A 4,481-nucleotide genomic window follows, 5' to 3' on the forward strand; every position below is an offset into this window, starting at 1 on the left:
CATGACCCTCGATCCCTTCAAACTTCTCTTCCCTTCAGGGACTTCACCGCCATCAAACCTATAGTACATACAACCCCCATAATATTGGAAAGGAGGCTTACCCCACGACCGGGTTCCCACGCCTCACTGAAGGGTTACAAGCCAATCTTACCATTCTTCCCAAGCGGCTGGATAATCCCGAAGTAATTCGGTAGTACTTCCGAAGAACTGCGATCCCATCCTTTTCCTCCCAGAACATCCTTGTACTTCTTGTGTACCGAGTGATAAGCATGGGCACCGCCTGACAGGCTCCTCCCATAAGCAAACACTATCCCTGCAGGATTATAGAATAGTCCTGACGGATCATCCGATACTGCTGTATATGCCCCGCCCATACCGGCGGCCCTATCGCCGATAATGATATTGTTGTAATGATATTCATCAGCATAACTTATGGAACTTAAGTATGGAAGACAGTAACTTATTGATAGAAAAATCAGTGCACATAAGACTTGACTTAATAACCTAAACTTTTTAACAGACCTACCGGAGCCTGACATTTTTGCGAAACCTCTCATTTACTGTCTGCTGTTTTTTTTCTGTTAGATTATTTTCCAAAAGAAGTGTATCAATCTTATCAATCCGCTCTGTGAACAGAGGATGTGCCCCTGTGTCTGCTTTTTCTCCGGCGTCATTTATTGAGACCTTTTTAAGATACCGTGACAAAGCCGAAGGGTCATATCCGGCGGTTGTTATAATCATAGTACCGAGCCTGTCTGCATCCATCTCATCATTTTTCTTGAAACCCTTTTCAAATAGTATATCCACTGCCTCATCAACCATCTGTGTAAAAACACCGCGTAATGTTTCTGTGGTTCCTCCGATTATCTTTGCAAGCCCTGCCACAGCAGACTTATCAGAGCCTATTATATTTAACTCTTTCACTATATGTCTTTCAGAGATGTGTGCTATCTCATGGGCCAACACACCTGCAAGCTCAGCCTCGTCATCCATAGCTTGCAGCGCCCCTTTGGTAATAAAGATATAGCCTCCGGGGGCAGCATAAGCATTTACAATGTCAGTATCCAGAACTGCAAATCTGAATTCTATCTCAGGTCTGTTTGTATATTGTGCGAGTCCTTTACCCACCAGATTAACATACTGCGTTACATCCTTGTCCTGATAAATACTGTACCTGCCTATAATCCTTGCAGCCAGCTCCCTTCCGAAGACAATCTCAGCCATTACATCATCCTCCTCAGTAAATGTCTGCTCCTTCTGAGGAGACCTTTTCCTGAAATCATCAGATGCTTCTGATGCCGGTAAACAACAGACCGTAAGAATAAAAAATAATAAGATGCAGGTGTTCAGGTATTTAAAATATCTCATCATTCTACCCCCCTTTCTGCCGTCCCCTTTTTGATAAATAAGTCTGCCTCTTCATCACTTATATTTATCTTCTCTATCCACTCAAGGCCGGTGTAGTCTACCTTAAACTTATCGCTTATCCTCGCCCGTTCTTCAGCAAGACCCCTTGCTGCGGCTGCTGTTGCAAATGCCGATGCCCTGCGTCTTGACCCCTTTTTCAGTTTCTCTTCTGTTTTCTCTAATATGGATACCTTCCCGGATGGCGGCTTATTTCCAACCAGTAGCCCTGAAACCCAGCCTGTCTTTTCATTATACTTAACTTTAAACCAAAACCCCTTCTTTTCAAGGCTTCTCAGAACCTCACCCTTCTTCGCCTCAGCAATTATCTGAGAACCAAGTGAAGGCATAGAGAATATGGCGGCCTTAATGCTTAATACATAAAGATTTTGTGCATGGACGCCTGCCGGCACGATCAGTAAAATAGAAATTAGAAGTACAACAGTCAGTAACTTATTTTTAATCCTGACCATAATGACACCTCCTTATCTGTAGGTCTTTTCCTGAGGGCTTTCCACAATGTTGTTATCTTATCTCCCATAGAAACACCCCCACCCTAGCCCTCCCCCGTCAAGGGGGAGGGAATATTCTTTACCCACTCAAAATGAGAAAGAACCAATTGTTTTCTGTAATCAAAGGCCCTCACTGCAACAGAAAGGTTCAATATCCTTTTTTGCATATCCCTATATCTCAATAACCATCCCGTCAGACAGCATTTCTATCTCCGGCATCCTAAGTTTTTTAATCTCATCTTTTATGGTCTTGTAGTATTGTTTTTTGGGGTGGGTTATAAATATCTTTTTGGGCAGGTTATTTAGTTGCTTTAACTCTCTGAATAGCAGTCCAGGTGTAAGGTGGCCGCATTTGATAGCGAACTCTTCCATACTGTTTGGAAACGATACCTCAATGATAATCGCATCTATGCATGCTCGAACCATGTCCCGCATTACACTGTTTACCTCATTCCATGTTTTATCCGTTGGGCCGGTGTCCCCTGTAAATATTAATCTCTTTCCTCCTTTTTCAATAATATATCCTGCTGCAGGTACGGGATGACTTACCTTTAATGGAAATATCCTGTAGCCGCCAATGTTGAATGGAACACCATGTTTAATTTCATTGAGCAAAAGTACAGGAGATGTTTTATCCGGTATCTTTGTAAAATCAGGCCACAGCCGGTCATTCAAAAGATGTTTTTTAAGGTCTCTCAATGTTTCTTTTATCCCCATAACTGTTACATGATGTCTTTTTTTTCTGACTACAATATTGTCGAGGAGGAAAGGGATACCTATTATATGGTCAAGGTGGGCATGTGTAAGGAGGATATACCTGATTTTAAACTGTTCTGTTTCTGACAGGACAGCGCCTATTGTCCCTGCATCAAACAGGATTTTTTCATCAATAAGAAAGCCGGTCATGTTTGTATCAGGAAACTTTGCACCGGAACATCCAAGAACCCTTATCTTCAATAGAAAATCCCTCCGGCGGGGTAAGAAAACCCCGCCTATCCAGAGATATAATATGGATAGGTGGGACATTCTTGTCCCACTGATTTTCATGTCCCTTTGTGAACCATAGTTCATCTGAGTTCATTCGGGAATTTCCATAGCTAACCCGCCCCTTGAAGGGGAGGGGATTTTTTTTCTTACTTCTAACTTCTTGTTTCTGACTTCTGCTTACTGCTTACTACTCTCATGCCTCTTTATACGCTTTAATAAATGCCGCTACAATCTCTCCATCAAACTGAGTGCCTGTATACTTTTCGAGTTCTTTCATTGCATCATCTATTGTAAGTGCATTTCTGTATGGTCTGTTTGTCATCATGGCATCCACGGTGTCTGCCACTGTAATTATCCTTGCAGCGAGTGGAATATCTTTACCCGCAAGTTTATCAGGATAACCACTGCCGTCATATTTTTCATGGTGCCCCCTTACACCCGGGGCTATTTCCTTTAACTGCTTTACGTGATTCAATAATTCAGCGCCGAATCGTGGATGCATCTGCATCTTCTCAAATTCATCCTGATTAAGTTTCCCTTCTTTCATAAGGATATCATCTCTTATCCCAATCTTTCCTATATCATGCAGGATTGCGGAGATCTGTAATTTATCCAATATATCTTTGGATAATCCGAGTACCCTGCCTATTGCAAGGCTGTAATTCATCACCCTCTTTGTATGGCCTCCTGTATATGGGTCTCTCAAATCTATGGTCTCTGCAAGTACCTCCGCAGTTGTTATAAAGGTGTCTTTAAGCTCATGATAAAGATTTGAATTTTCAATTGCTATTGCAACCTGGTTTGCAAGGGCCATAAATATCTCAAGGTCTCCGACAACAAATTTTCCTTCCTTTTTATTTATTGCCTCAAGAACCCCGATAATCTTATCCTTTGTTTTTACCGGCACGCATATAATATTCCTTGTTACAAAATCTGTCTTTTCATCTGCACCCTTAAAGAATCTTGTGTCTGATTTAACATCATGGATGATTGCAGGTTCTCCATTTTGAGCTACCCATCCTGCTATTCCCTGACCTGCTTTTAGCCTTACCTCTTTTATCTTACTTTTACTCTCACCAAGGGCTACTTCAAAAAACAGTTCGCCGGTTTCAGAGTCAATGAGGAGCAGGCTTGCGGCCTCTGCATCCAACAGCCGCATAGCAGCATCTATCGTCTTTTCCCTTATCACTAAAGGGTCGAGAGAAGAATTCACCATACCTGAAACTATTATGAGTGTTTCAAGCTGGCTAAGCCTTTTTTCTAAATCCATGATATTCAACCTCCTTTTTCTGTGCTGAATATAGCAATGCGATAACCTCATGTCAACATATTTACCCGAAAATAACCCCATCCCCACCCTAACCCTCCCCTTGAAGGGGAGGGAATAAACTTAGGGTCTGTCATGAAATAAGTTGTGCATTTAGGCGCTCAGATTTAGGTCAGGTTTGAGTGCGACCGATTGAGCAAACCCGAAGGCGTAGTTGAATCTACGCTGAGGGGTTGCGATTGAGGAGCACACAAAGATGGCCGGAAGATGAGATGCATAAATGTATAGGTTATTTTATGACAGACCCTAAG

Annotated in this window: 6 protein-coding genes; all 6 read right to left on the reverse strand. The window is 42.3% G+C overall.

Annotation, left to right across the window (positions count from 1 at the left end; genetic code table 11):
• Positions 1-134: 134 nt before the first annotated feature.
• The gene (locus HZA08_07955; protein ID MBI5193355.1) at positions 135-539 is read right to left on the reverse strand and encodes a hypothetical protein; all 405 of its coding nucleotides are present in this window, start codon (positions 537-539) and stop codon (positions 135-137) included.
• Positions 523-1,371 carry a M48 family metalloprotease gene (locus HZA08_07960; GenBank protein MBI5193356.1) on the reverse strand — a complete coding sequence of 283 codons (849 nt, stop codon included), beginning with the start codon at positions 1,369-1,371 and terminating at the stop codon, positions 523-525. The genes HZA08_07955 and HZA08_07960 overlap by 17 nt, the downstream gene beginning before the upstream one ends.
• The gene (locus tag HZA08_07965; GenBank protein MBI5193357.1) at positions 1,368-1,877 is read right to left on the reverse strand and encodes an SH3 domain-containing protein; all 510 of its coding nucleotides are present in this window, start codon (positions 1,875-1,877) and stop codon (positions 1,368-1,370) included. The genes HZA08_07960 and HZA08_07965 overlap by 4 nt, the downstream gene beginning before the upstream one ends.
• Positions 1,878-2,087: 210 nt before the next feature.
• Positions 2,088-2,873, reverse strand: a complete 786-nt coding sequence (locus HZA08_07970; GenBank protein ID MBI5193358.1) for a 3',5'-cyclic-nucleotide phosphodiesterase — start codon at positions 2,871-2,873, stop codon at positions 2,088-2,090.
• Positions 2,830-2,997 (reverse strand): hypothetical protein, encoded by a 168-nt coding sequence (locus HZA08_07975; GenBank protein MBI5193359.1) that lies wholly within the window; start codon positions 2,995-2,997, stop codon positions 2,830-2,832. The genes HZA08_07970 and HZA08_07975 overlap by 44 nt, the downstream gene beginning before the upstream one ends.
• Positions 2,998-3,096: 99 nt before the next feature.
• Complete coding sequence (locus tag HZA08_07980; protein MBI5193360.1) at positions 3,097-4,173, reverse strand: HD-GYP domain-containing protein; 1,077 nt, start codon at positions 4,171-4,173, stop codon at positions 3,097-3,099.
• Between the last annotated feature and the right edge of the window lie 308 nt (positions 4,174-4,481).

The organism is Nitrospirota bacterium, assembly GCA_016212215.1.
In the GTDB taxonomy this organism is placed as follows: domain Bacteria; phylum Nitrospirota; class 9FT-COMBO-42-15; order HDB-SIOI813; family HDB-SIOI813; genus JACRGV01.